The following is a 26,389-nucleotide window of genomic DNA, read 5'->3' as shown; positions in this document are numbered from 1 at the left end:
CCGAGGGCCGCGAACTGGGCGACACCTCAACCCTGGTGGACCCCAACGTGTTCGAGTCCATCCGCGCCGGCAAGGCGTAAACGGGCAGACCCCGCCAGCGGCCCCCTGATCGGCGATCGCGGATTACAGGGGTCGTCGCAGCACCGCTGCTGGTTGGTGGTGGACAAGAGCATAGCGAGGCGCTCGGCTGGGGTATCCCAGCCGAGCGATTTGCGTGGTCGGTCGCTGAGTTGCTGGGCGACGCATTCGAGTCTTCGTGGCTGTGGACGACGAGAGATCTGTGCCCTTCGGAAAGTACTGGCGCAGAAGGCCGTTCTCGCAGCCCTGGTCCCAGGTCAGCGCGCCGCGCAGGTGAGCGGGCTCCGAAAACGACACGGCCGCCGCAACCTCTCGAATCGAGACTGTTGCGACGACCGTGTGAACCCGCGACTCCCGTGCGGGGGCGCTTCGGGGTGGAACTGATCGACTAGACGCTCACGCCCACACGCAGCGCGTGCGGCTCGATCGCGCCGCGGACCAGGGCCTGCGCGTCGATGGTCTCGGCCCGGTAGGGCAGGGTCGCCAGGGTGGCGGTCATCTTGGCCACCGGATCCGCGATCGCCTTCGGGGTGCCGAAGATGAAGGTCCACTCGTGCTCGTCGCTGACGTAGGGCACGACGGTCTCGAACAGGTTGTGGAACCGGGTCCACGAGCGCTTCAGGGTCTCGTTGCGCCACATGGTCTGACAGCCGGCCTGCGCGGCGAGCACGCCGCCCTCGGCCAGCAGCGCCTTACAGCGGTTGAGGAAGTCGTCCTCGTAGAGGCGGTTGTGCTGCGCGTCCTCGACCCGCTCGTCCGGCAGGTCGATGCAGATCATGTCGTAGCGCACGCCCGCGGCCTCGGCCTTGGCCAGGAAGTCCCAGCCGTCGGCGTAGTGCATCTTGATCGGGCCGGTCTGTGCGACCGCCTCGGCCAGATCGGCCTGGCTGTAGCCGTAGGGGAGGTGCTCGGCGCACAGCTCCACCTCCAGCTGGTCGATGTCGACGTGGTCGACGAGCGAGGCGCCCGCGGCCACCGACATCTGCGAGGCGACACCCTCACCGGAACCGATGATCAGCACCTTGTCCAGCTTCTCGGCCAGCGCGTAACCCGGGACCAGCATGGCCTCGTGATAGGTGAGCTGCGAGAACTCGGTGGACTGGCGGTCGTCGTCGGAGAACAGGGAGATGCCCTGCTCGGTGCGTGCGATCACCATGTGCTGGAACGGGGTGTTGGTGTCCACGATGGTTTCCGTGGTGTTCCACACCCGGGTCAGGCCCTCGCCGACCGGCTCGTGGATCCGGCGGGCGGTGTGGCCGCGCTGGATGACCTCGATGTTCACCGAACCCGGGGACAGCTCCTGCTGCAGCAGTTCGACCGCCTTGGTGGCGCCGGAACCGATGCTGCCGCAAGTGAACACGTCGACGAAGATGTCGCCGGACTCAGGGTAGGTGTGGATCGAGGCATGCGACTCGGCCAGGAGGGCCAGGATGGTGACACCCTGCGGCTCGAACTTCTTGCTCACGACATCGCAGATGGTCACCCCCGCGGCGACCAACGATTTTCGAAGCGCGGTTTCGAGTCGTTCGAGGTCGTCGCAGAGGCTGGCGTCGACACCACCGAACTCGGCCAGCACGTGCCAGCCGGTGAATTCTGCCGTGATCATGGCTAAAACTCACTCTCGCTCAGCGCCAGTGACATGGACAGTCAAAGGCGGAAAACCGTTGAAGGACACCGACGAATAGCTCGCCGTATAGGCGCCGGTCTCGAGGATCCGAACGGGATCACCGGCTCGCAACGTGGTCGGAAGGAGGACTCGCGTGCGTTGATAGAGTACATCGTCGCCATCACACGTAGGACCGGCCACCACAGCTTCGTCCTTCGGATCCGCGTCCCGATCGGTTTGGAATCGGTAGGCGATGTACTCGTTCTCGGTCTCGGCCATGCCGTTGTAGCGGCCGATGTCGAGGTATACCCAGCGCCGCCCGTCCGGCGCTACGCGAACATTCACCACTTCGGCGTGAATCACACCGGTGTTGCCCACCAGGGCGCGACCGGGTTCCACGACGAGTTCGGTGTGTTCCGGGAGAAAGCGGCTCGCCGCCTCGGCGATGGCCGCGCCCAGCTCCGCGAGTCCGGGAGCCGGATCGGCGTACGAAATCGGAAGTCCCCCACCGATATTCACCGCCGTGACTGGAATGTCCTTGACCGCCAACGCTTCCGCGATGGCGCCTGCCTGCTCGATCCCGATGCCCCAGGCCTTCGGGTCCAGCTGCTGCGAGCCGACGTGGAAGTAGGGGCCGACCACGGTCAGGCCGAGATCGTGTGCCCGCACCAGCAGCCGCTTGGCCTCACCCGGTGCGCAGCCGAACTTGGTCCCGAACGGCGTCTGCGACTGCGGAGCCGACGACAGGAACCGGCACTCGACCTCGGAACCCGGCGCGTGCTCGGCGATGCGTTCCAGGTCGTCCTCGGTGTCGAAGGCGTAGCGCCGCACGCCCGCCGCGTAGGCGGTGGCGATCTGGGAAGCCTTCTTGATCGGGTTGCCGTAGCACATGACGGCCGGATCGACACCTTGCGCCAGGCAGAGCTCGATCTCACCGACGCTGGCGACGTCGAACTCCGCGCCCTCGTCGTTCAGCAGCCGGATGATCTCCGGCACGGGACTCGCCTTGACGGCGAAGCGAATTCGTGCCGCGGGAAGTGCGGCGTGCAGTGCGCGGTAGTTCGCGCGGACCCTGTCGAGGTCGATGACCAGACAGGGTGACTCGGGCAGGTTTCGACCGGGCAATCTAAGGGAACTCTTTTCTGTCGGCCGCAACGGCAGGGACTCAGGCAACCTGCGAGACGATACACGCGTTGGGCCTCGAAAAACGAACCGGTGGATGATCGATTACGTCACTCTAACGCCGGGATTCGTTCGGCTGCCCCGCGCGACGTCTTACGGGAGTGTGACCTCGGACCGCCGGTAGCGGCGCGCCGCTCATCCCGCGGTCACCGAAAGCCGGCCCGCGGCCACCGAAAGTCAGCCCGCGGTGACCGAAAGGTCGTCGAACACCACTTCACCCGCGGCATCGGACTCGGCCAGATCCACGATGGCGTCGATGGACCAGCCGTGGTCGCCGTTGGGGTCGTCGAGTACCTGCCGGACATCCCAGAATCCCGGCCGCTGCTCGACCCGGAACAGCTGTGGTCCACGGGCGTTCGGACCGGTCCCAATGGTCTCGTATTCGTCGAAATAGGGGCCGAGTTCGGCCGCCCAGTCCAGTTCGTCGCCCAGCTCGGCCAGGGCGTCCCAGCGCCGCAGCGCGGCCAGGTCCACGCGCCGGAACATGGCATTGCGCACCAGTACCCGGAACGCGCGCTCATTGGCGGTGATCGGCCGTACGGTCTCGGCCCCGAACGCCACCTGCTGATCGTCGGACTCCGCACCGGGATTGGTGAGCTGCTCCCACTCGTCGAGCAGGCTGGAGTCGACCTGCCGGATGAGTTCGCCGAGCCATTCGGTGATGTCGTCGAGTTCCTCGGTGCGCGCCTGCTCGGGCACGGTCCGCCGCAGCGCGCGATAGGCGTCGGCCAGGTACCGCAGCACCACGCCCTCGGAGCGGGCCAGTTCGTAGCCCGACACCAGTTCGGCGAAGGTCATGGACCGCTCGACCATCTCCCGCACCACGGATTTGGGGGAGGGCTCGAACTCCGACACCCAGGGGTGCCCGGCCTTGTAGGTCTCGAACGCGGGCTCGATGAGTTCGGCGGCCAGGGGCTTGGGCCAGGTGACTTCTTCGAGGAGTTCCATGCGCTCCTCGTATTCGATCCCGTCGGCCTTCATCTCCGCGACCGCCTCGCCGCGCGCCCGGTGCTGCTGGGCCATGAGCAGCTGGCGCGGATCCTCGAGGGTGGACTCGATCAGTGAGATCACATCGAGGGTGTAGGTCGGCGACTCCTTGTCGAGCAGTTCCAGTGCCGCCAACGCGAACGGCGAGAGCGGTTGGTCGAGCGCGAAATCGCGCTGCAGGTCAACCATGAGCCGGGCATGTCGTCCGTACCGGTCGGGTTCGTCGAGCTGCTGGACCACGCCCGCGTCCCGCAGCGCCCGGTACAGCCGGATCGCCTTGAGAATGTGCTTGCGCTGCGCGGCCCGCGGCTCATGGTTCTCCTCCAGCAGGTGCCGCATGGCGTAGAAGCAATTGCCTTTGCGCGCAATCACATTCAGCAGCATGGAGTTGGTCACGTTGAACCGCGACACCATGGGCTCGGGCGAGGCCGCCACCAGCCGGTCGAAGGTGTCCTCCGACCAGGACACGAAACCCTCGGGCGGCTTCTTCTTCTGGACCTTCTTCAGCTTCTTGGGGTCGTCGCCCGCCTTGGCGATGAGTCGCGCGTTCTCGACCTCGTGCTCGGGAGCCTGCACGACGACCGTGCCCAGGGTGTCGTAGCCCGCGCGCCCCGCCCGGCCCGCGATCTGATGGAACTCGCGGGCATTGAGCCGGCGCGTGCGCACGCCGTCGAACTTGGTGAGTCCGGTCAGCATCACGGTGCGGATCGGCACGTTGATTCCGACACCGAGGGTGTCGGTGCCGCACACCACTTTCAGCAGCCCGTCCTGGGCGAGCTTCTCGACCAGTCGCCGGTACTTGGGCAGCATGCCCGCGTGGTGCACGCCGATGCCGTGGCGGATGAACCGCGACAGCGTCTTGCCGAAGCCGGTGGCGAAGCGGAACTCGCCGATGGCCGCGGCGATGGCCTCCTTCTCCGCCTTGGACGAGACATTGACGCTCATCAGCGCCTGCGCCCGCTCCATGGCCGCGGCCTGGGTGAAGTGCACGACATACACCGGCGCGAGGCTGGTGGTCACCAGATCCTCGAGCGTCTCGGTGATGGGTGTGCGCACATACGAAAAGCTCAGCGGCACCGGCCGTTCCGAACCGGACACCACGGCGGTCTCACGGCCGGTGCGCCGGGTCAGATCCTCGGCGAAGAAGTCGACCTCGCCGAGCGTGGCCGACATGAGCAGGAATTGCGCGCCGGGCAGTTCGATCAGCGGCACCTGCCACGCCCAGCCGCGATCGGGGTCGGCGTAGTAGTGGAACTCGTCCATGATCACCTGGCCGATATCGGCGGATGCGCCCTCGCGCAGCGCCAGATTCGCCAGGATCTCCGCGGTGGCGCAGATGATCGGCGCCTCCGGGTTCACCGCGGCGTCGCCGGTCACCATGCCCACCCGGTCGGCCCCGAAGACGTCGCACAGCGCGAAGAACTTCTCGCTCACCAGCGCCTTGATCGGCGCGGTGTAGTAGCTGCGCTGGCCCCGGTTGAGCGCGGCGAAGTGCGCGCCCAGCGCGACCAGCGACTTCCCGGACCCGGTTGGGGTGTTCAGGATGACGTTCGACCCGGTGACCAGCTCCAGCAGCGCTTCTTCCTGCGCCGGATACAGATTCAGGCCGGCCGAGCTCGCCCAGTCGGCGAAGGTCTCGTACAACCAGTCCGGGTCCACGTCGGATACGGCACGGTCGGGAACCAATTCGGACAGCTGCACGCCGCCCAACGTTACCGGTCGCCGCCGCGGCCGCCGGTAGCGACCACTACCGCAGCGGCGGGTTCTCCGGTCCGTCGCCGTCGGCGTAGCCGGCCTGCTCGGCCAGGAAGCGCTCGAACTCCGCGCCCAGCTCGTCACCGGTGGGCAGGTCGTTCTCGCTGGCCAGCAGGCTGGACTGGCGTTCCTGGGCGGTGACGAAGCTGTCGTACTGGCGTTCCAGCGCCGCCACCACGGTCTCCACCTCGGAGTTGCCGGCGATCTGCTCGTTGACCTGTTCGCGCACCCGTGCGGCGGCATCGGTCAGCGCGGCCAGCGGTAGTTCGAGGCCCGCGTTCTCGGCGACGTTCTCCAGCAACGTCTGCGCGGCCTCCGGGTAGGCGGTCTGGGTCAGGTAGTGCGGCACATGGACCGAGAAACCGACCGACTCGTGCCCGTGCTGGGCCATCCGGAACTCCAGCAGCGAGGACGCGCTGCCCGGCACCTGCAGCTCACCCGGCCAGCGCTGGTGATCGCCGATCAGATCGGAGTCGGAGGCGTGCGCGGTGACGCCGAGGGGACGGGTGTGCGGAATCGCCATGGGAATCGCGCTCAGACCGATGGTCCGGCGCACGCCCAGCTGCTCTGCGAGCAGGCGCACCGCGGTGACGAACCGCTCCCAGCGCAGATCCGGTTCCAGCCCGGCCAGCAGCAGGAACGGCGTGCCGGCGGTGTCCTTGAGCGCCCACAGGCTCAGCTCCGGCTCGGTGTAGTCGGAGAAGTGGTCGGTCTTGAAGGTCATCAGCGGCCGCCGCGAGCGGTAGTCGAGCAGCTCGTCCATGTCGAACGAGGCGACCAGTTCGTGCTCGAGGCTTTCCTTCAGGTGCGTGGTGGCGAGGCGTACCGCGTGCCCGGCATCGGTGAAGCCCTCGAGACCGTGCACCAGCACCGGACCCGAGCCGTCGGCGGACGACAGCTGCGGAGCCGGGAACTCCAGCTCGTACATTCGCGACTCGTAGTCCATCGCGTACTCCTTCCTGCGTGGCCTACTTTCGCGACCAACCCACATTGTCCCTCATGCGCATGACAGGTGTGCACCACCCGCATTGGGTATGCAACACGCCGGGCCCGGACACGCATTCCCGGCAGTGTGCCGCGCGGCGTGGCATTCGGTGTGAACAGCCGATTTTCGGCATAGTGGGCGGAGTGATCGCGCCCTCCCGCACCCCCGCACGCAGCAGCCTCAGGACCGCGCGCACCGTGGGGATCATGGCGCTGAGCGGGTTGCTCGCCGCGTGCGGGAGCACGGTTTCCGGTCATCCGATCGCCGCCCGCACTCCGGTGCCGGCGGCCGGCTCCGACGCCGGTCTCACCAAACTGCTACCGGATCCCTCGCAATTCCCGTCGCGGTACCCCGCGATCGTGCTGCCCGCCGAGGCTGCGAGCCAGGCCGCCAATGATCTCGAGGGTTACCTGCCGGGGGCGCACGTGGATCCGAACACCTGCGCACCGGTCGCGCCCACCGCGGGCCCGGCCGTGGCGGTCGGCACCGACGACACCACCCGCGCCACCCTCACCGTGGCGCTCACCCGGTCGGGTCGACCGCTGTCGGCACTGCGAGATCAGTTGCAGCGCTGCGGAACCGTGCGTGTCGGGCACTCCGGCGTCACCTCGGTGGTGACCACGCGGCTGGATCCGCCGCCGCCGGTCGATGCCGACGACTCACTCGCGCTGCGCCGCACGGTCGGCACGGACAAGAGTGCGACCGGTCTCACCAGGACCATGCAGACGTTGGTGGGTCAGATCGGCGATGTGCGAATCGCGGTGACGTACATGACCTCCGGGTCCACCTCCGACACCGAGGCCCTCGACGCCCTGTTCACCACCGCGGTGCGCAAGGTGCGCAAGGGCTGAGACCCGAGGGAGCCGACCTCTGCCCATTCCGGCTCCCGGGCCCGATCAGCAGACGGGAAGCGGAGTGGCCGACCCCGACGCGGAACCGCTACCCGCCGAACCGCTTCCGCCCGAGCCGCTGGCCGAGCCACTGCCCGCGGAACCGCTTCCGCCCGAGCCGCTGGCCGAGCCGCTGCCCGCGGACCCGCTGCTCGACGAGCCCGGGAACAGCGAGGAAACCGGCGGGCAGGAGCCGCCCTTGCCGACGACGTAGACGATGGTCGCCTGGCCCAGGCCCTGCCGGACGCCGACGGTGTAGGTGCCGTCGGAGGTCGGGTGCCAGGGCATGTTCGCGGCGGCGCCGGCGCCGTACGAGGTCGGGGTGAGGGTGCCGATGACCGCGCCGTTCACCAGGAAGTCGACCGGGCCGAGCTGGTCGGAGCCGGACAGCGAGGCCTGGATGGAGCAGCCGTCGGCGACAGAGCACGTCTTGTCGCTGGTGAGCCCGGCGACATTGATGTTGTCGACCGCCGCCCCGGCGGGGGCGGCCAGTACCGACCCGGCCACGACCGCGAGCGCCGCGGTCGCGCAGGCGCCGGCGGCGGACCGTCGCAGATCCGGGGAGAGCTGATTACTCATGGGTGAATCCTTTCGGCGCGTTGAAGGGGTCGCGCCGGGCGGACTGTAACAGTGGCGGGCCGCTCAGTAGAGCGAAATCGCCACTGCTGCAACATGATTCGATTATCGCATAACAGAGAAGCGGTTACTCGCCGGTTCGGTAGCGCTGCACCAGCTCGGCGCCCAGCCGGGCGAGTTCGGCGCGCACCGACTCCGGCTCGACCACCTCCAGGGCCGCGCCCCAGCCCGCCAGCTGCTGGGCGATCATGAGCGGCGTCGGCGCGGTGAGCCGGGCCCGGACCCGCCCGTCGGCGGTCGTGCCGTCCAGAACGCAGTGCCGCCCTTGCTGTTTGCGCAGCACCGGCGCGAGCGCAGCCTGGATCAGCACGGTGGCCGAGAGGGCGGAGCGCTGCCGTTCGACCTCCTCGACCACCTCCGACCAGGCCGTCGGCAGGTCGAAATCCTCCGGCCGGCGGGCGATCTCGTCGGTGATCGCCAGGGTGGCGATCCGGTCCACGCGGAAGGTCCGCTGCCCGTGCTCGGTTCCGGCCACCAGGTACCAGTTGCCGTCCTTGTCCACCAGGCCCCACGGATCGACCACCCGCTCGGTCCGCCGCCCGGCCCGGTCGTAGGCGAACCGGATCCGGCGGCGGCGCACCACCGCTCGCTGCAACTCGTCCACCAGCGCGGGCGGCCGCTGGTCCGATTCGCCCCAGCGGGCCGGGTCCACCACGATCGCGCCCGCAGCCGCCTCGGCCTCGGTGCGGAAGGGTTGCGGCAAGGCGCGCAACAGTTTCCGCAGGGCCGACTTGGTGGCGGGAGTGGCCGCCGCCACCGGGCCCAGCAGCAGGAACAGGGCCTGGGCCTCGGCGGCGGTGAGGCCACTGAGATCCGTGCGCGCGCCGCCCACCAGGGCCCAGCCGCCGCCGCGTCCTGGCTGCGGGTAGATCGGAATCCCGGCCGTGGACAGGGCCTCCAGGTCCCGGCGCGCGGTGGCCACCGACACCTCGAGCTCGGCCGCTACCTCCGCCGCGGTCACCCGGCCCCGGGTCTGCAGGAACAGCAGGGTGGCCACCAGTCGATCCGCGCGCATATCCGGAATTCTGCCCGGTAAAGTGCTCATTCGGTGAGCACTTTGAGCGCGATGATGGATTCAGACCGAGAACCACCTTCGACCCAGGAGAACGACCATGCTGCGTGGAATGGCCACCGTCAACTACTTCGCCGACGATCTGGAGGCGGCCAGGGACTGGTACAGCGAACTGCTCGGTGTCGCACCGTATTTCACCGTGCCGGGCGGGTACTACGAATTCCGCATCGGTGACTACCAGGCCGAGCTCGGGATCATCAACAGGAAGTTCGCACCGTCCCACCCGGATGTTCCGGGCGGTCAGATCGTGAACTGGCACGTCGACGATGTGGCGGCCACCTTCGGGCGGCTGCTCGACATGGGAGCCACCGTCTACGAGCCGATCATCGAACGCGGCGAGGGGACCGGGTTCGTGACGGCCTCGGTGGTGGACCCGTTCGGCAATGTCCTGGGCATCATGTCCAATCCGCACTACCTGGAGATCCTGGGTGAGTCCCGGCCGTGATGAATCATGCTCGGCATGACGCGATACTCCTTCCGGCACTGCGCAGGACACTCCTTCCAGCACTGTGCGGGACCAGTGCCGAGGCGGACTGTAGCAGCGTGACCGCGCCCACTCGGTCAAAATGAAACGAATACATTTCACGTTCGGGTACGGCGGTCCGGGCGCACGGTAGCAGCGGGCACCGACAGCTCGCGGCCGTACCCGCCCGGGGCTCGCCGAGTAGTCCACGGCGCGCCGAAACATCCACAACCACAGCGAAACCCGAGGTCGGCCGCCCGGGTCGGTCTGCGGCGCGGCGCACTCTCGACGGCATGAACGCACCCGATGAATCCACGCCACCCGATCGCCCCGAGCCTGCCGCCGATAATCCCTTCGAAGATCCCGGCGAGCCCGGGGCGCGGCTGCGGGCGCCCGGCGATCTGATCGCGGCCGTCCCGGCCATGCTCGGGTTCATGCCCGCACGGTCGCTGGTGGTGACGGTGCTGCGAGCTGATCAGGCGTCGCCGGATATCGCGGCGGTCGAGGTGGTGACCCGGATGGATCTGGACAATCCCGGGCGGAGTGCGATGGGGATGCTGGTCGAGCGGGTCGCGGGCATCTGCGTGCGGCACCGGGCCGTCGCGGCGCTGGCCCTCGTCGTCGACGACCGGGCTACGGTGCCGACCCGCAAGCATCGGGGCGTGCGGGCGCGCAAGCACCACGATCTCGTTGCGGCGCTGGAACATCGGCTCGATGTCGACGCCGTGCCGCTGGCGGGGGCCTGGGCGGTGCAGGCCATCGGTGCGGAACTGCCGTGGTGGACGCTGTCCGGACCGTGGTCGCGGGGACTGCAACCGGATCCGGCGGCCTCGATGGTGACGCTGCGGCATGTGCTGGAGGGCCGGCCGCTGCGCGGTTCCCGGCGGGAGCTGACCGATATCCTCGCCGTCGACCCGGTGGCACGCGACGCCACCGCCGCCGCTCTGGAGGTGGCGGTGGCCGCCGCGGCACGGCGGCTGGCCCGGGTTGTGCAGCACGGCGATCCGCGCGTGCGGCTGCGGCTCGAGGTGTGCCGGGTGCTGCGCTACCTGGAACGCGTCGAGGCCGGTGCCCGGCTCACGCCGGCCGAGGTGGCGGATGTTGCCGTGGCCCTGCGGGATTCGGCGCTGCGCGACATCATGTTCGGGCTCGCCCCGGGCCCGCGCGCCCCCGGTGCGGAGGCGTTGTGGCTGCAGCTGGCGCGGGCGCTGCCGGATCCGGATCGCGCCGAAGCGGCGGCACTGCTGGGCTATTGCGCCTATACGCGCGGGGACGGCCCGCTCGCGGGCGTGGCGCTGGACGCCGCGCTGGCCGCCGATCCGAAGCACCGCATGGCGATGCTGCTGGACCTCGGCTTACAGACGGGTCTGCGACCGGAGCGGCTGGGCCGCCTCGCGGACTCCGGCCGGGAGGCGGCGGCCGAACTCGGCATCCACCTCGGGCCGGAGCCGCGATGACAATGCGGTCGACGACGAAACCGCGGCCGGCGCCGCGGACTCAGCGTGCGCTGTGCGCGCGGTCACCCAGCGAGCGCAGGAAATCCCAGGCGTCGGAGACGATCTCGTCGAGATCGGTGTGCTCGGGCCGCCAGCCGAGTTCGGCGATGGCCTTGGCGCTGGAGGCGATCAGCACGGCGGGGTCACCGGCGCGGCGCGGCGCGTCCACCGAATTGATCGGCAGGCCCGTCACCCGCGCGCACGCCGAAATGACCTCGCGCACCGAGAAACCGGTGCCGCTGCCCAGATTGAAGATGCGGTGCACGCCCGGCTGCGACTGCGCCAGCGCCCGCAGGTGCGCCTGCGCCAGATCGCGAATGTGGATGTAGTCGCGTACCGCGGTGCCGTCCGGCGTCGGGTAGTCGGTGCCGAACACCGAGATCGACTCACGATGACCCAGTGCGGTCTGCAACACCAGGGGGATGAGATGGGTTTCCACCACACGGTTCTCGCCGAGCCCGGCGTACGCGCCGGCCACATTGAAGTAGCGCAGGCTGGTCGCGGCCAGACCGTGCGCCGCCGCGTACGAGGTGATGGCGTAGTCGATGGACAGCTTCGACGCGCCGTAGGGGTTGGTCGGCTGCTTGGATGCGTCCTCGACGATAGGCACCTGCTCCGGCTCGCCGTACACGGCCGCGGTGGAGGAGAACACCAGCCGCGGGGTGCCCGCGTCGCGCATGGCCTCGAGCAGCGCGAGGGTCTTCACCACATTGCCGTGCCAGTACTTCTCCGGCGCCACCACCGATTCGCCGACCAGCGACTGGGCCGCGAAATGCAGCACGCCGTCGAAGGATTCGGCCGCGATGAGCTCGGCGCCCGCGGTGGCGATATCGCCCTCGACGAACTTGGCCCCGGCCGGGACGCCGTCGGCATTGCCGGTGGACAGATCGTCGACGACCACGACCTCATGGCCGTCCTCGAGCAGAACCTGCGCGCAGACGCCACCGACGTAGCCGGCGCCTCCGGTAACCAGAAGCTTCACGTATCAGACCAACTTCACTTGGACGGCGTGCGCCATCTCGTCGGACAGTTCGAATCCCTCATGGCCGGGCACCGAGATGATCACCGCACCCGGTTTGGTCTCCACGGTCACGCGGGCATCGGGCACCACGCCCGCCTCCCGGAGCTGATTGATGGTCTCCGGATCGGTCTGGATGTGCTCCGAGAGCCGGCGCACCACCACGGCCTGCGCCTGCCCGGTCGGCAGATCGCTGAGCCGGACCAGCTTCTCGTCGGCGGAGGCATTGGCCTGCAGGCCCAGTTCGTCCAGGCCCGGAATCGGATTGCCGTAGGGGGAGGTGGTGGGGTGGTTGAGCACCTCGACCAAGCGGCGCTCGACCTCCTCGCTCATCACGTGCTCCCAGCGGCACGCCTCGGCGTGCACGTTCTCCCACTCCAGCCCGATGATGTCGACCAGCAATCGCTCGGCGAGACGGTGCTTGCGCATCACGGCGACCGCCATGGCGCGGCCCTTCTCGGTCAGTTCGAGGTGGCGATCACCGGCGACGGTCAGCAGGCCGTCGCGCTCCATCCGCGCGACCGTCTGGCTCACCGTCGGGCCGCTCTGCTCGAGACGTTCGGCGATGCGCGCGCGCAGCGGCGTGACGCCCTCCTCCTCGAGGTCGTAGATGGTACGGAGATACATCTCCGTGGTGTCGACCAGATCCTTCACCTGTTAAACCCCTTCGTCGGCACGAATTCTACCCATGCACGGCGGCTGCACCGGGCGACAGCTTATTTCGCGAACTCACTGTCAACACCCAGGACGGGCAGCGTGTTCCCTGCGGGTTCGCCGTGCGCACACAGCGTCGGCGATACCCTGCCATCCCGGTACGACAGCATTGCGGTGTCCAAAGCCTACGAACTCGTGCGACGCATTAGCGTGGCAGGTATGCCTGGCCGAGTTCGTGGTGACGGAACCCCCATTGGCGATGGAACCGTTGCCGGCAAGGGAACCGTCGTCTGGTCCGATCGGTTCCTCGATTACACCTGGACCCCGGAGCATCCCATGCGGCCGGTGCGGCTGCAGTTCACCATGGCGCTCGCCGAGGGGCTCGGATTGCTCGACGGAGTGGAGCGGATCACACCCGGGGCGGCCGCGGAATCGGAACTGCTGCGGGTGCACACCCACGACTACATCGAGGCGGTCAAGCACGCTCAGCAACCTCCCGGACCCGCTCCGACCGCACCGCCCTACGGACTCGGCTCGGCCGACAATCCGGTCTTCCCGCACATGCACGAGGCGGCCTCGGTGATCGTGGGCGGCACCCTGGCCGCGGCGCAGGAGATCGCGGCCGGGCGCACCCGGCGGGCGGTGAGCATCGGTGGTGGTATGCATCACGCCATGCCGGCCTCGGCAGCGGGGTTCTGTGTGTACAACGATGTAGCGGTGGCGATTTCGTGGTTGCTGGACAACGGGTTCGACCGCATCGCCTATGTCGATGTGGATGTGCACCACGGTGACGGTGTGCAGCGGGTGTTCTACGGTGACCCGCGCGTGCTGACCATTTCGGTGCATCAACACCCGGCGACGCTGTGGCCCAACACCGGATGGCCGGAGGAGACGGGCTCGGGTCCGGCCGAGGGGACAGCCATCAATCTGCCCATCATGCCCGGCACCCGGGACCCGTTGTGGCTGCGCGGTTTCCATGCCGTGGTGCCGGGCGCGCTGGCGGCGTTCCGGCCGCAGATCGTGATCAGCCAGTGCGGGGTCGACACCCATCGCGAGGATCCGCTGGCGGATCTGGAACTCACGGTGGACGGTCAGCGGGCGGCCTTCATCGCCATGCGCGATCTGGCCGACCGGTATGCCGAGGGCCGCTGGCTGGCGGTCGGCGGCGGCGGGTACGGGCTGATCCGGGTGGTGCCCCGGGCCTGGACCCATCTGCTGGCAACGGCTCTGGACCGCACCATCGATCCCGCCACCCCGACGCCGCCGCAGTGGCGTGAGCAGGTGGGCGCCTACGCGCCCATGGTCGCCGTGCCCGAGAGCATGGGCGACGGCGGGGATATCGGCTTCGCGCGCTGGGACGGCCCCGGGGGCGGCCGCGAGACCGGCGACGAGCGCGCCGACCGCGCCCGCCGGGCTCTCGACATATCCGTATTGGCTACGCGCCGGGCGAGTTTCGGCCTGCTCGGCCTGGATCCGGAGGATCCCCGTGACTGATTCCGCCGCCCCGCCCCTGCCCTCGGACACGCCCGGCACACCCGTGAATCCGCCTCCGCCGCCGGAGCATTGGTTCGCCGACGTGCTGGCCTCCGACGGTGGCGTGGTGGGATTGCGGCCGATCACCCCCGACGACGCGGAGGCGCTGGAGCGTTTCCACGAGGGGTTGTCGGACCGCACCCGGTATCTGCGGTACTTCGGTCCGTACCCGCGCATGACGCCGAAGGACCTGTACCGGACCACGCACGTCGACTATCGGGACCGGGTCGGGCTGGTGACCGAGCTCGGCGACGAGATCATCGCGGTGGGCCGCTACGAGTACCTGGCCGATCGGCCGGGACCCCGTGCGGCCGAGGTGGCCTTCGTGGTCGCCGACGGCCATCAGGGGCGTGGGCTGGGTTCGATTCTGCTCGAGCATCTGGCGGGCGCGGCGGCCGAGAACGATTTCGAGATCTTCGTGGCCGAGGTGCTGGCCGAGAACAATGCCATGGTGCAGGTGTTCCGGGATGCCGGATATCAGGTGCAGCGCAGCCGCGACGGGTCGGTGCTGCATCTGGAGTTCGCCATCGACCCCACCGAGGCGCTGCTGTCGGTGCGGGATTCGCGGGAACGGGCCTCGGAGGCGCGCAGTGTCGGGAACCTGTTGTCGCCCAAGTCCATCGCGGTGATCGGGGCGACGCCGTCGACCAGCCGGGTGGGTGGCGCGGTGCTGGCCAACCTGCTGTCGGGGGCCTACCAGGGGCCGGTGTTCCCGGTGAACCGCAATCGCACGGCGGTGCGCGGGGTGCGGGCGTATCCGACGGTGCGCGACATTCCCGACGAGGTCGATCTGGCGGTGATCGCGGTGCCCGCCACCGAGATCGGGTCGGTGCTCGACGATTGCATGGCCAAGGGCGTCAAGGGTCTGGTGGTGCTGACCGCCGGATTCTCCGAGACCGGTCCGTACGGCTATCAGGCCGAGCGGGAGCTGGTCGACGCCGCGCGGGCGCACGGTATGCGGGTGGTGGGGCCGAGCGCGCTCGGTATCGCCAATACCGATCCACGGATCGCGCTGAACGCCACCCTCGCACCGGTGCTGCCCGGGCGCGGGCGCATCGGATTCTTCTGTCAGTCCGGACCGTTGGGCGCGGCCATTCTCGGTGAGGCGGCGGCGCGGCAGCTGGGACTGTCCACCTTCGTGTCCGCCGGCAACCGCGCCGACGTCTCCGGCAACGACCTGCTCCAGTACTGGGACAGCGATCCGGACACCGATGTGGTGCTGCTGTACCTGGAGACCTTCGGCAATCCGCGCAAGTTCTCCCGCATCGCGCGGCGGGTCGCGCACACCAAACCCATTGTGGCCGTGAACAGCGGCCGCAATGCCGCGCGGGTGGAGGGGGACCGGGACCTGGACCGGTCGCTGGTGCGCAATCTGTTCGCGCAGGCCGGGATCATCCAGGTCGATTCCATCACCGAGCTTTTCGACTGCGCCATGCTGCTGGCCTATCAGCCGCTGCCCGCCGGGCCGCGCCTGGCGGTGATCGGCAACAGTGCCGCGCTGAGCTGGCTGGCGGTCGACGCGGCGCGCGGCGAGGGACTCGAGGTCGATGAGCCCACCGACCTCGGGCCGCAGGCGAGTCCGGCGGACTACCTGACCGCCGTCGCCGCGGCGGTCACCGACCGTGCCGTGGACGCGGTCATCGTCATCTATTCGCCGCCGGTGCCGGCGGCGGTCGCCTCCTTCGCCGAGGCCATTCGCTCCGGCGCCCAATCCGATCCGGCCACACCGGTTCTCACCACCTTCGTCGCCGATCAGGGCATGCCCAACCTGCTCGCCACGCGCGGGGTGGGCGGAATTCTCGAGCGCGGTTCCATTCCCTCCTACGGGGATCCGGAACGGGCCGCGCGGGCGCTGGCCCGGGCGCGCCGCTATGCCGACTGGCGTACCCGACCGCTGTCGCCGGTGGTCCGTCCGGGCGGCGTCGACACTGCGCGGGCACGGGAACTGGTGGCGGAGTGGATGAACGCGGACTCGGCGCACTGGCTCACCGACCTGCAGGCCGCGGAACTGCTGGGCTGCTACGGAATTCGCGTGGTGGAGTTCCGCGAGGTGCTCGACGCCGACGCCGCGGTGGACGCGGCCGAGGAGCTGGGCTTTCCGGTGGCGGCCAAGGCGACCGGCGAAATGTGGCGCAATCGGCCGGATCTCACCGGGGTGCGGCTGGATCTGTGGCGCCCGGACGCGGTGCGGCGCGCGTTCACGGACCTGAGCGAGATCTCGGGCAATCCGGTGCACATTCAGCGCATGGCGACCAAGGGCGTGGGCTGCACCTTCCGGGTGCAGGACGACCCGTCGTTCGGTTCGGTCATCAGTTTCGGGCTTTCGGGCACCATCATCGATCTGCTCGGCGACCGCGTCTACCGGGCGCTGCCGCTGACCGAGGCGGAGTCGGCCGAACTCATCGACGCGCCCCGCGCCGCCCCGCTGCTGTCGGGCACCGTGGGCGGCCGCGATATCGGCAAACCGGTGGACAAGGGCGCGCTGGCCGAACTGGCGCAACGGATCTCGGCGCTGTGCGACGACCTGCCGGAGGTGCGGGAGCTGCAGTGCGAACCGGTACTGGCCTCGCCGGAGGGCGCGGCCGTGCTGTACGGACGGGTGCGGATCGGGCCGGAACCCAACAGGTTCGACATCGGTCCGCGCCGGATGGGTTGAGCAGCCGCCCCGACCCCCGGCTACGACAAGGACGAGCGGCCAGGGACACCAGAAGCAGTGCTTCGGAGAGGTGAACGTAGTGCAGGCAAACCAGATCGAGACAGCGACCGCGCCACTGCGCGACGACATCCGGTTCCTCGGCGGGATCCTCGGTGACACCATTCGTGACCACGAGGGTGCGGAGATCTTCGACCTGATCGAGCGGGTCCGGGTGGAGGCCTTCCGGATTCGCCGCTCCGAGGTGGAGCGCAGCGCGGTGGCCGACATGCTGCGCGATGTCGACATCCGCACCGCCATTCCGGTGATCCGCGCCTTCAGCCACTTCCTGCTGCTGGCCAATCTGGCCGAGGACCTGCAGCGGGATCGGCGGCGTGCGGTGCACGAGGCGGCGGGGGAGCCACCCCAGGATTCCAGCCTGGCCGCCACCTACCGCAAGCTCGACGCCACCGGACCGGACGGGGACGTGGTGGCCGACCTGCTCGCCGACGCCCTGGTGTCGCCGGTCATCACGGCGCATCCGACCGAGACCCGGCGCCGCACCATCTTCGATGTGCAGGCCCGGATCACCGAACTCATGCGGCAGCGGCAGCGCTACAACAAATACGAGCCGGAGTTCGCGGAGCTAGAGGTCGACATCCGCCGGCAGGTGCTGCAGCTGTGGCGGGCGGCGCTGATCCGGCTGGCGCGCCTGCGGATCCAGGACGAGATCGAGGTCGGGCTGCGCTACTACGACCTGACGCTGTTCGATGTCATCCCGCGCATCAACGATCAGGTGCGGGCCGCGCTGCGATCGCGGTGGCCCGGACACGAACTGCTGGCGCGCCCGATCCTGCGGCCCGGCTCGTGGATCGGCGGCGACCGGGACGGCAATCCCTTCGTCACCGCCGACGTGGTGCACCGGGCCACCCACCGCGCGGGTGCGGTCGCGTTCGACCGGTACCTGAAATCGCTGCTGGAACTGGAGAAGACGCTGTCGCAGTCGGCCCGACTGGTGCCGGTGACCCCGGAGCTGTCGGCTCTCGCCGATGCCGGATTCGACGATTCACCGCAGCGCGCCGACGAGCCGTACCGCCGTGCCGTTCGCGGTATCCGCGCGCGGCTGAGCGCCACCGCGTGCCGGGCGCTGGGGGAGATCCCCACGGACGGTATCGATGTCGGCGCGCAACCGTACGCCGGGCCCGCGGAGCTGCTGGCCGATCTGGGCGTGGTCGACGCGTCCATGCGCGCATCCGGTGACGGGCTGCTGGCCGATGACCAGCTGGCCACGTTGCGGGCCGCGGTGCAGACCTTCGGGTTTCATCTGCAGGGCCTGGACATGCGCCAGAATTCCGAAACCCACGAGCAGGTCGTGGCCGAGCTGTTCGCCTGGGCCGGAGTGCATTCCGACTACGCCTCCCTCGACGAGGCGCGGCGGGTCGAGCTGCTGGCCGCCGAATTGACCACGCGTCGGCCGCTGGTCGGACCGAATGCGAGACTGAGCGAGCTCGCCGCCAAGGAACTCGCAGTGGTGCGCGCCGCCAAGGCCGCGCTCGACGATCTGGGCCCGGACACCGTGCCCAACTACATCATCAGCATGTGCACCTCGGTGAGCGACATGCTCGAAGCCGCCCTGCTCCTGAAGGAGGCGGGCATTCTCGATCCGGGTGACACGGCCACTCCGCCGTCCAGTCCGGTCGGGGTGGTGCCGCTGTTCGAGACCATCGACGACCTGCGCGACGGCGCCGAAATCCTCGGCGCCGCACTGGAGGTGCCCGCCTATCAGCGGCTGGTGGCCGCGCGCGGCATGCAGCAGGAGGTCATGCTCGGCTACTCCGACTCCAACAAGGACGGCGGGTATCTGGCCGCCAACTGGGCGCTGTATCGCGCCGAGCTGAACCTGGTGGAGGTGGCCCGCAAGACCGGAATCCGCCTGCGGCTCTTCCACGGTCGCGGCGGCACCGTCGGCCGCGGCGGTGGCCGCAGCTACGACGCCATCCTGGCCCAGCCCGCCGGTGCGGTGCGCGGTGCGCTGCGCCTGACCGAGCAGGGCGAGGTCATCTCCACCAAGTACGCCGATCCCGGCACCGCCTACCGCAATCTGGAGGCGCTCGTCGCGGGCACCCTGGAGTCCACGCTGCTCGATGTAGAGGGCCTGGGCGCGGATGCCGAACCCGCCTACGAAATGCTGGACGAGCTGGCCGAATCGGCTCGCGCGGCGTACTCGAAGCTGGTCCACGAGACCCCCGGCTTCGTCGACTACTTCCGGGACTCCACCCCGATCGCGGAGGTCGCCGACCTGAACCTGGGCAGCCGCCCCGCCTCCCGCAAGCCCACCAGCTCCGTCTACGACCTGCGCGCCATCCCGTGGGTCATGGCGTGGAGCCAGTCCCGCGTCATGCTCCCCGGCTGGTACGGCACCGGCACCGCGTTCGAACAGTGGATCGGCGACGACCCGGCCCGCCTGGCCGCCCTCTCCGACCTCTACCGCCGCTGGCCCTTCTTCCGCACCGTCCTGTCCAACCTGGCCCAGGTGATGGCCAAGGCGGACATGGACATCGCCGCCTCCTACGCCGGCCTGGTCCCCGATAAAGCCCTGCGCGACACCGTCTTCCACATGATCTGCGACGAGTTCACCCGTACGGCCCGCATGCACGCCGCCATCACCGGCACCGACGAACTCCTCGCCGACAACCCGGCACTGGCCGAGTCCATCCACAACCGTTTCCCGTACCTCGAGCCCCTCAACCAGCTCCAGGTCGAACTGCTGCGTCGCCGCCGGGCCGGCGACACCTCCGAACTCGTCGAACGCGGCATCCTGCTCACCATGAACGGCCTGGCCACCGCACTCCGCAACTCCGGCTAGCCGCACTCTGCCCCGGCTCGGCTGCCCCGAAGGGACTCGGCTGCCCCGGAAAGCTGGGGCAGCCGAGATAAGTGGAATCTAGATATTTCACACTCTACGAACGTTAGTGTTCGTCGACCCCATCGGCGGGGTCGACGAACAGGAGTTTCAAATGAGTACGAGTGGCATGCTCCGTCGCCGAATCGGCTGGGGCGCAACGAGTTTGATGGCCGGGGCCGCTGTGGTCGGAATGACCGCGGCGACTGCTTCGGCGGACGGCCTGCTGCAGATGAAGATCATCCCGCCCTCCGGTGGCTTCGTGGTCGGCGCGACCGCGGGTATCCAGGCGATGGCCGGTGGTTCGCTGTTCCCGACCGCGAGCTCGCGGGTGATCTTCCGCGACAACGGGGTTTGCTTCTATGCCTTCTACCCCGGGATGGACGAGGCCGGGTTCGGCGCCGAGTGGACGCCGACGACCGCGGGCACTCACACGGTCACGCTCTCGCAGGGTTCGGATTCGGTGACGCAGACCGTGGTGGTCGCTCCGGCGCCCGCCGGTACCCCGGTCCCGAGTCCCTCGACCACGGGTTGCGGCGGTGGCGGCGGCAGCATCGGCACCGGCAGTCTCGGGTTCTGAGTTCCGTCCTTTCGTTTCGATGGCCGCGGTGCCCGACTCCGTGGCCATCTTTCGGTCAATTGGGTAGGAGAAATCCTACGGTTGACGGGTAGGTAGTTTCCTACCTATTGTGTGGTCATGCCGTACCGCTTGAAGTCCGGGACCGCCGATCGGGTGTTCGGCGCGCTGGCCAATCCCACCCGGCGCGACATTCTCGAGCTGCTGCTCGAGGGGGAGCAGTCGGTGCAGGTGATCGCGGAGCGCTTCGATATGGCGCGGCCCAGTGTGTCGGAGCATTTGAAGGTGCTGCGGGATGCCGGGCTGGTGGCCGAGGACAAGCGCGGCAGGCAGCGGTTCTACCGGGTGGAACCCGAACCGTTGCACGACTTGCAGTCCTGGCTCGATCCGTTCGAACGGTTCTGGCGGGCGCGGCTGCGCGACCTGGGCGCGGTGCTGGACGCCATGCCCGACGATCCCGAGGAGAAGGACCGATGATGACCGACGACATCACCACGATCGAACTCGATCACTACTACCCGCATCCGCCGGAGAAGGTGTGGCGCGCGCTCACCACGCCGGAACTCATGGGGCAGTGGATGATGCGGCCCATCGGTTTCGAACCGGTGGTGGGCACGGTCTTCGAGATGCGGACCCAGCCGATGCCCGGTCAGAACTTCTCCGGCGAGATTCGCGGCGAGGTGCTGGAAGTCGTTGCGCCACAGCTGCTCAGCGTCAGCTGGAACGACGCGAAGTCCGATCGGGACAGTGGCTGGGTGATCAGCTGGACTCTGCGGCCGGAGGGGCACGGCACTCGAATCCTGTTCAGCCACCGTGGTTTCGATCCGGAGGATCCGGTCGTGCAGCGGGCGCGCAGCATCATGGGCGGCGGCTGGAATGGCATGCTGGACCGGCTGGAGTCCGTCCTCGAGGACGCCGAGCCGGTCCAGCAGACCCCGGAGTAGGCCCGGGAACGGCCGGGGCGGGGACGTCAGGCCGTGAAGGCGTCGGTGTGGTCGCGCACCCAGTCGGCGTAGCCGCGCGGCGCGCGGCCGAGCACCCGCTCGACATCGCCGGTGATGATGGCGTTCGCGCCGGCGGCCACGTAGGCCTGACCGGCCAGCGCGCCGGCCGCGAATTCCTCGGACATGCCCGCCCCCAGCATGAACTCGCGTGCCGCGTCGTGCGGAATATCGGTGACCTCGATCGGGCTGCCGAGCGCGGCGGCGAGGACGTCGGCCTGCTCGCGCGTGGTCAGCCAGGCCGGGCCGGTGAGCGTGAGCACCCGGCCCGAATGCGCGTCGGAGAGCAGCGCTTCCACCGCCACCGCCGCGACGTCACGCGGATCGACCACGCCCTGCGCGCCGGTGCCGGTCATATTCGGCACCGGCTGCCCCGCCTTGATCGCTGCGCTCCAGCTCAGGGTGTTCGACGCGAAACTGCTGGGCCGCAGGATGGTCCACGCCACGCCGCTGTCCCGGACCGCCCGCTCGCCGGGCGCGTGCCAGGTGCCGACCCGGCCCAGATCGGGGTCGCCGGTGCCGATGGCGGACAGCTTCACCAGGCGCTGGACGCCCGCGTCGCGGGCCGCCTCGATCAGCGCGCGATCCAGTTCGACATAGTCGGGTCCGAGCAGCCCGACCAGGAATGCGGCTTCGGCCCCGCTGAAGGCCGCGGCCATCGACGCGGTGTCGGCGTAGTCGCCGCGCACCACCTCGACGCCGTCGGGGACCTGGGCGTTCTCCGGATTCCGGGTCACCGCGCGCACTTTCACCCCGCGCGCCGCCAGCTGCCGGACGACTTCACTTCCGATGGTGCCCGTGGCACCGGTGATAACGATCATGGGAATCACCCTGCCGACCCACCCCCGTCCGGCTATAGGAAAAACCGGCACACCCGTGAGCGCCGAAGCTGCCTAGAGTTGATCGGGTGACCACTGCGCAAACCCTGGCTCCCGTCGTGACCGCCGAGGATCTCGAACGCCGCCTGACCCCGCCTGCAGCGCTGCGTCCGTGGATCACCGAGATCGCCCACATTCCGACCGTCCACCCCGGGTCCGCCGCCTTCACCCACATTCCCCAGGCGGTCACCTCGATTGTGCTGCGCACCGAGGAATCCGGTCGCCGGGACGCGTGGGTGCTGGGCCCGCGCACCCGCGCCACCTACTCCAGCCCGGACACGGCCGCGGGCTGCACCCGAATCCGGCTGGCTCCCGGTGCGTCCCGGTCCCTGCTGGGTATCGCGGCCGCCGAGCTGACCGACCGGATCGCCGTGCTGTCGGACCTGCCCGGCCCGGTCGCCGATCTGGCCGACCGGCTGCTCGAGCTCGATCCAGACGAGGTCGCCCCCTTCCTGGAAGCCGTACTCCCGCACCGCCTCTCGGAGGATTCGGTTCGCCGCGACCACCGCCGGTTGCTGGATTCGGCGGTCGCCGCCATGGACACCGCCGGCCCGGTCACCGCACTGGCCGCGAACCTGGCCGTCTCCGAACGCCAGCTGCGCAATCTGTTCGCCGCCGGAATCGGCGTGTCGCCCAAGCACTATGCCCGCATCGCCCGGGTTCGTCAGGTCCTGGCCGCCGCGGGCAATACGCCGTGGTCACACGTGGCCACGGCCTCCGGCTACTACGACCAATCCCATATGACCGCCGACTTCCGCTCCCTCATGGGCGTTCCGCCCACCGCCTACTTCCGCGGCGACCTTCCGGCCCCCAGCCCCTGCCAATCCCTGACCCGGCTCTGACCCTGAGCCGCAGGGGATGCGGAAGCCGCGGCCCGGCAACCGCATTCGCATCGGAGGACCCGGCACATGGAAACGCCGGCCGACTCTGCCCGCCCGGAGGGGACGTTCGGGCAGCGGAATCGGCCGGCGGAATCGGGCCAGCGCCTCGAAAGTGGCCCGACGATCAGAGGGTGCGGAGCCGGGCAGGGGGACCGGCTCCACGGGTGTGAACTAGCTGGCGTAAGCGCGCAGGCGGTCGGCGCGCTCGCCCTTGCGGAGCTTGGACATGACCTCGCGCTCGATCTGGCGGACGCGCTCGCGGGACAGGCCGAAGAGCTTGCCGATCTGGTCGAGGGTGCGCGGCTGGCCGTCGTCGAGGCCGTAGCGCAGGCGGATGACCTGCTGTTCGCGCTCGTCGAGGGTGGCCAGCACGCTGCGCACGTCGCGGTGCAGCAGACCGGCGATGACGGCGCTCTCGGCGGAGGTGGCCTCGGAGTCCTCGATGAAGTCGCCCAGCGGGGCCTCTTCGTCGTTGCCGACCGGCATGTCCAGGGATACCGGGTCGCGGCTGTGGTCGAGCAGGTCGGCGATCTTGTCGACCGGGATGCCCGACTCGTTGGCCAGTTCCGCGTCGGTGGCCTCCCGCCCGAGCTGCTGGTGCAGTTCCCGCTTGATGCGGGCCAGCTTGTTCACCTGCTCGACCAGGTGGACGGGGAGGCGGATGGTGCGGGACTGGTCGGCCATACCGCGGGTGATGGCCTGACGGATCCACCAGGTGGCGTAGGTCGAGAACTTGAAGCCCTTGGTGTAATCGAACTTCTCCATGGCGCGGATAAGACCCAGGTTGCCCTCCTGGATCAGGTCCAGCAGCGGCATGCCACGACCGGTGTAGCGCTTGGCGAGGGAGACCACGAGGCGGAGGTTCGCTTCCAGCAGGTGCTGGCGGGCGGCCTGACCCTCGCGAACCAGGATCGCCAGATCCTTCTTCTTCGCGGCGGACAGACGCTTGCTCGTCTCCAGCAGGTGCTGAGCGTAGAGGCCCGCCTCGATGCGCTTGGCCAGCTCGACCTCGTCGGCCGCCGTCAGCAGCGCCGTCTTACCGATCCCGTTCAGGTACACACGTACCAGGTCGGCGGCGGGGCTCTGGGCGTCGAGGTCTTGTTCGCTGGTGCGCACGTCAGTGGTGGCGGGGCTTGTCATGACTTGCCTCCTGTCGGTGGTGTCTCGCTCCGTTCAACGGACCCGACTTCAGGAAAGTTCCCCGCCAGACCACCGGTAAACCGCGCCTGATCTGCGGTTTTTACGGCGCACGGCTGAGAAGTTCCTGAGAAGCGCGCATCGCCGGGAACACGCGCCACCGGCGGACGACCCTCGGTGACCGGGTGGTTGCCCACCGCCGCGCCCGAACTTCCTGACGCGACAAGCGAATACGTGTGTACGGGCCTTGCCCGCACGTCGTGATTCGAGCACGTAGTTGAACGAATCGCGGCTCGGGCGCATTCCCGCGGCCGCCCGGATCGGTATCTGGGCGACACGTGATCGTGACGGACCTCACCGCCCGTCAGCGCCGGTTTCCTGCGGAAATACCGACGGCCGCCGGGGCGGGCCCGACGGCCGTCGCGGGGGAGAGCCCACGCTCAGCGCGGGTGTACGAGACCGTGCCGGATCAGTCCGGCCACCACGGTCATCGCCGCGCTCTCGAAGTCGGGGGTCGCGGCGTCGCCGGTTTCGCTGAAGGCCAGCAGTTCGAGGAGTTCGCGCAGGGGGAGACCGTCGGGGCGCATCCCGGCCAGCAGTGCGGCGGTGGTGTCGTCGACCTCGTGCTGCCAGCGCGGGCCGTCGCCGCGGTGCAGCCGCGCCACCGCCTGCGCCCAGCCCGCGTCGCCGGGGAGATAGACGCGTTCGAGCGCGGTGGCCGGATCGACCTGGTAGCGCGAGTCGAGGATGAGGTCGGGATCGGCGGCCGCGGCGCGCAGCCAGGCCGAGCGCTCGAAATAGGCGATGGCCTCGGGGCCGAGCGGGTCGTCGAAGCGGTGGGTCAGGTCCTCGGCGAGCAGTTCGGTCGGGCCGTCGGTGGCGCGCAGGTAGACGAAACCGAAGCCGATGCCCTCGACGTCGGCCTCACGGAAGGCGTCGAGCCAGCGTTCGGCGCGGGCCTGGGCGGCGGCCTCCCGCGGATCCAACCCGGCATCGCGCAGCCAGGTACCGACATAAAGGGCCGGATCGGCGATGTCGCGCTGCACGATCCAGGCGTCGATACCGTGGTCGGGCAGCCAGCTCGCGACGCGGCTGCGCCAGTCCTGGCCGTCGAGGTGCACCCAGGAGGCGAGCAGTGCCGCGGTGCCGCCCGGGGTCAGCAGGTCCGGGAGGCCGGAGATGACGAGTTCGCTCGCGCCGTCGAGAGCGAGGCCGGAGTCGCGGTAGGTGTGCTCGACGCGGGCCGGGCCCACCACGAACGGGGGATTGGCCACCACCTGGTCGAACCGGCGGCCGGCCACCGGTTCGAACCAGGAGCCTTCCAGCAGTTCGATATCGAGGTCGTTGAGCGCGGCGGTGGCCTCGGCCAGCCAGAGGGCGCGCTTGTTCACGTCGGTGCCGGTGACGGTGCGGCCATAGGCGGCGGCGTGCACGGCCTGCACGCCGCAGCCGGTGCCCAGATCCAGGACGGTGCCGACCGGTCGGGTCGGGGTGGCGCGCAGCAGCGACAGCGAGGCGTGGCCGACGCCGAGCACGTGGTCGGCGTCGAGGCTGCGGCGGCGCATGGAGTCGTCGAGGTCGGACAGCACCCAGCGGGTGCCCTCGCCGAGATCGAGGGGACGCAGATCCAGGGCGGCGCGGACCTCGTCGCCGTCGCGCTCCAGCAGCCCCGCCGCGGTGGCGCGGTCGATGCTCACCGGCGAAAGGGCCGCTGCCGCTTCACGTTCGGGGACCGGATCGCCGAGCAGCAGCAGGCGCACCAGGGTGCCGAGCTCGCCGAGATCGGCGGCGGCGCGGCGGACGGGGACCGGTTCGCCGCGGCCGAGGGCGGCGTGGGCGGCGTCGCCCAGCGCCTCGAGCAGGGTGTCCGCGTCGTAGCGGACGCGGGTCAGCGCCGCGCGTAGATCGGGCGCGAGGTCGGCGAGCAGGGACGAGGTGGTCGTCTGATTCGTCGGCATGACATCGAACTCTGCCACCGCTACTGATGGGCATCCGGCAGCGGGCCCGGTTCACCCGATCGGATTGC

General features: G+C 69.4%; 21 protein-coding genes and 1 pseudogene. 10 read left to right on the top strand and 12 right to left on the bottom strand.

The window, feature by feature from the left end:
- Window positions 1-158 precede the first annotated feature (158 nt).
- From ABZV44_RS17345 to ABZV44_RS17325, 5 genes and pseudogenes are all read right to left on the bottom strand, one after another.
- Window positions 159-360, bottom strand: a pseudogene (locus tag ABZV44_RS17345) (IS30 family transposase); the annotation flags it as partial.
- A gap of 106 nt (window positions 361-466) precedes the next feature.
- A complete protein-coding gene (speD, locus tag ABZV44_RS17340) occupies window positions 467-1,681 on the bottom strand; it encodes an adenosylmethionine decarboxylase (RefSeq protein ID WP_354837098.1) in 1,215 nt (404 codons plus the stop codon).
- A 12-nt stretch (window positions 1,682-1,693) separates the two neighbouring features.
- Complete coding sequence (locus ABZV44_RS17335; RefSeq protein ID WP_354837096.1) at window positions 1,694-2,794, bottom strand: type III PLP-dependent enzyme; 1,101 nt, start codon at window positions 2,792-2,794, stop codon at window positions 1,694-1,696.
- A gap of 249 nt (window positions 2,795-3,043) precedes the next feature.
- The gene (locus ABZV44_RS17330; RefSeq protein ID WP_354837062.1) at window positions 3,044-5,554 is read right to left on the bottom strand and encodes a DUF3516 domain-containing protein; all 2,511 of its coding nucleotides are present in this window, start codon (window positions 5,552-5,554) and stop codon (window positions 3,044-3,046) included.
- A 46-nt stretch (window positions 5,555-5,600) separates the two neighbouring features.
- Window positions 5,601-6,554: a PAC2 family protein gene (locus ABZV44_RS17325; RefSeq protein WP_354837060.1), complete on the bottom strand. Its 954-nt coding sequence runs from the start codon at window positions 6,552-6,554 to the stop codon at window positions 5,601-5,603.
- 182 nt (window positions 6,555-6,736) lie between these two features.
- On the opposite strand from ABZV44_RS17325, the gene ABZV44_RS17320 reads away from it, so the two are divergent.
- Window positions 6,737-7,444 (top strand): sensor domain-containing protein, encoded by a 708-nt coding sequence (locus ABZV44_RS17320; protein WP_354837058.1) that lies wholly within the window; start codon window positions 6,737-6,739, stop codon window positions 7,442-7,444.
- A 45-nt stretch (window positions 7,445-7,489) separates the two neighbouring features.
- On the opposite strand, the gene ABZV44_RS17315 is transcribed toward ABZV44_RS17320, so the two are convergent.
- Together ABZV44_RS17315 and ABZV44_RS17310 are read right to left on the bottom strand one after the other, a co-directional pair.
- Complete coding sequence (locus ABZV44_RS17315) at window positions 7,490-8,062, bottom strand: hypothetical protein (RefSeq protein ID WP_354837056.1); 573 nt, start codon at window positions 8,060-8,062, stop codon at window positions 7,490-7,492.
- A 124-nt stretch (window positions 8,063-8,186) separates the two neighbouring features.
- Window positions 8,187-9,134, bottom strand: a complete 948-nt coding sequence (locus ABZV44_RS17310; RefSeq protein ID WP_354837054.1) for a YafY family protein — start codon at window positions 9,132-9,134, stop codon at window positions 8,187-8,189.
- Between the two features lie 97 nt (window positions 9,135-9,231).
- Here ABZV44_RS17310 and ABZV44_RS17305 point away from each other — a divergent pair, with 97 nt between their 5' ends.
- Together ABZV44_RS17305 and ABZV44_RS17300 are read left to right on the top strand one after the other, a co-directional pair.
- Window positions 9,232-9,636: a VOC family protein gene (locus ABZV44_RS17305; RefSeq protein ID WP_354837052.1), complete on the top strand. Its 405-nt coding sequence runs from the start codon at window positions 9,232-9,234 to the stop codon at window positions 9,634-9,636.
- Between the two features lie 311 nt (window positions 9,637-9,947).
- Entirely contained in the window at window positions 9,948-11,111 is a 1,164-nt protein-coding gene (locus ABZV44_RS17300; RefSeq protein WP_354837050.1) for a DUF4192 domain-containing protein, read from the top strand.
- Between the two features lie 40 nt (window positions 11,112-11,151).
- On the opposite strand, the gene galE is transcribed toward ABZV44_RS17300, so the two are convergent.
- Window positions 11,152-12,132 (bottom strand): UDP-glucose 4-epimerase GalE, encoded by a 981-nt coding sequence (gene galE, locus ABZV44_RS17295; protein ID WP_354837048.1) that lies wholly within the window; start codon window positions 12,130-12,132, stop codon window positions 11,152-11,154.
- A gap of 3 nt (window positions 12,133-12,135) precedes the next feature.
- Window positions 12,136-12,822, bottom strand: coding sequence for an iron dependent repressor, metal binding and dimerization domain protein (locus ABZV44_RS17290; RefSeq protein ID WP_354837046.1), 687 nt, complete (start codon window positions 12,820-12,822; stop codon window positions 12,136-12,138).
- A gap of 219 nt (window positions 12,823-13,041) precedes the next feature.
- Between ABZV44_RS17290 and ABZV44_RS17285 the strand changes: the two genes are divergently transcribed.
- From ABZV44_RS17285 to ABZV44_RS17260, 6 genes are all read left to right on the top strand, one after another.
- Window positions 13,042-14,316: an acetoin utilization protein AcuC gene (locus ABZV44_RS17285; protein WP_354837044.1), complete on the top strand. Its 1,275-nt coding sequence runs from the start codon at window positions 13,042-13,044 to the stop codon at window positions 14,314-14,316.
- A gap of 43 nt (window positions 14,317-14,359) precedes the next feature.
- The gene (locus ABZV44_RS17280) at window positions 14,360-17,011 is read left to right on the top strand and encodes a GNAT family N-acetyltransferase (protein WP_354837094.1); all 2,652 of its coding nucleotides are present in this window, start codon (window positions 14,360-14,362) and stop codon (window positions 17,009-17,011) included.
- 79 nt (window positions 17,012-17,090) lie between these two features.
- Window positions 17,091-19,853, top strand: coding sequence for a phosphoenolpyruvate carboxylase (gene ppc, locus ABZV44_RS17275; protein ID WP_354837042.1), 2,763 nt, complete (start codon window positions 17,091-17,093; stop codon window positions 19,851-19,853).
- A gap of 151 nt (window positions 19,854-20,004) precedes the next feature.
- Window positions 20,005-20,469, top strand: a complete 465-nt coding sequence (locus ABZV44_RS17270; RefSeq protein WP_354837040.1) for a hypothetical protein — start codon at window positions 20,005-20,007, stop codon at window positions 20,467-20,469.
- Between the two features lie 117 nt (window positions 20,470-20,586).
- Entirely contained in the window at window positions 20,587-20,943 is a 357-nt protein-coding gene (locus tag ABZV44_RS17265; protein WP_354837038.1) for a metalloregulator ArsR/SmtB family transcription factor, read from the top strand.
- Window positions 20,943-21,410, top strand: coding sequence for an SRPBCC domain-containing protein (locus tag ABZV44_RS17260; protein WP_354837036.1), 468 nt, complete (start codon window positions 20,943-20,945; stop codon window positions 21,408-21,410). The genes ABZV44_RS17265 and ABZV44_RS17260 overlap by 1 nt, the downstream gene beginning before the upstream one ends.
- A 26-nt stretch (window positions 21,411-21,436) precedes the next feature.
- Here the strand turns inward: ABZV44_RS17260 and ABZV44_RS17255 are convergent, their stop codons facing one another.
- Window positions 21,437-22,288: an SDR family NAD(P)-dependent oxidoreductase gene (locus ABZV44_RS17255; protein ID WP_354837034.1), complete on the bottom strand. Its 852-nt coding sequence runs from the start codon at window positions 22,286-22,288 to the stop codon at window positions 21,437-21,439.
- 86 nt (window positions 22,289-22,374) lie between these two features.
- On the opposite strand from ABZV44_RS17255, the gene ABZV44_RS17250 reads away from it, so the two are divergent.
- Window positions 22,375-23,187: a helix-turn-helix domain-containing protein gene (locus ABZV44_RS17250; RefSeq protein WP_354837032.1), complete on the top strand. Its 813-nt coding sequence runs from the start codon at window positions 22,375-22,377 to the stop codon at window positions 23,185-23,187.
- Window positions 23,188-23,397: 210 nt separating this feature from the next.
- On the opposite strand, the gene ABZV44_RS17245 is transcribed toward ABZV44_RS17250, so the two are convergent.
- Both ABZV44_RS17245 and ABZV44_RS17240 read right to left on the bottom strand, forming a co-directional pair.
- On the bottom strand, window positions 23,398-24,366 hold the full coding sequence (locus tag ABZV44_RS17245; RefSeq protein ID WP_354837030.1) for a sigma-70 family RNA polymerase sigma factor: 969 nt from the start codon (window positions 24,364-24,366) through the stop codon (window positions 23,398-23,400).
- A 437-nt stretch (window positions 24,367-24,803) separates the two neighbouring features.
- Window positions 24,804-26,321 carry a methyltransferase gene (locus ABZV44_RS17240; RefSeq protein ID WP_354837028.1) on the bottom strand — a complete coding sequence of 506 codons (1,518 nt, stop codon included), beginning with the start codon at window positions 26,319-26,321 and terminating at the stop codon, window positions 24,804-24,806.
- Window positions 26,322-26,389 lie beyond the last annotated feature (68 nt).

This window comes from Nocardia sp. NPDC004860, from assembly GCF_040609015.1.
Lineage (GTDB): Bacteria > Actinomycetota > Actinomycetes > Mycobacteriales > Mycobacteriaceae > Nocardia.
Note: the sequence above shows the minus strand (reverse complement) of the source record. Positions and strands in the feature narration are given on the sequence as shown.